We start from the raw sequence: 674 nt of genomic DNA, 5'->3' as shown, positions 1-674 counted from the left end.
CGTCGCCGTGAGCGTGGTTGTCGGGGAGGGGGAGGTAACGTTCGGCCGTCAGCCCTGGCCGGTGGTGATACCCCCGGGTGACACCCTGGCCGGACAGATACACCTCGCCGATCGCGCCCAGCGGCACCGGCCGCAACCCGCTGTCCAGCAGGTGCACCCGCGACCCGGGCAGCGCGCGGCCCAGCGGCGTCCGCTCATGTTCGGCATGAGTGATCGCGTGGGTGGAGTAGGTGGTGTCCTCGGTCGGGCCGTACAGGTTGTTGACCGTCCCCACCGCCGGGTCCCGGTACAACCCCCGCACCAGCTCCACCGGCAACGGCTCGCCCGCCAGATTGATCGTCGCCGCCCGTGGTGGGATCGCCCCGGCCGCCAGCAACTCCGCCGCCGCCGACGGCACCGTGTTCACCAACGTCACATGACCGAACCCCGCCCGATCCTCGATCAGATCCAGCGCATTACCCGCCGCCAACGTGACGGTCGCCCCCACCGTCAACGGCGCGAAAATCTCAAACACCGACAAGTCGAAACACACACTCGTCGACGCCAGCGTCTCCGCCAGCACCTGCGGCCCGAACACGCTGCCGGCCCAGGCGAGCATCGCCACCGTCTGCCGATGCTCGATCACCACACCCTTCGGCCGCCCCGTCGACCCCGACGTATAAATCACATACGCC

At 69.1% G+C, this 674-nt stretch carries 1 protein-coding gene; it reads right to left on the bottom strand.

The features are described from left to right. Positions 1–625: AMP-binding protein (locus tag Mam01_RS36110; RefSeq protein WP_239101890.1), on the bottom strand; the 625-nt coding region annotated here is incomplete at its 3' end. Positions 626–674 lie beyond the last annotated feature (49 nt).

Origin of the sequence: Microbispora amethystogenes (genome assembly GCF_016863015.1) — a bacterium.
Lineage (GTDB): Bacteria > Actinomycetota > Actinomycetes > Streptosporangiales > Streptosporangiaceae > Microbispora > Microbispora amethystogenes.
The sequence above is the reverse complement of the archived record's forward strand: the minus strand, read 5'-3'. Positions and strand labels throughout refer to the sequence as shown.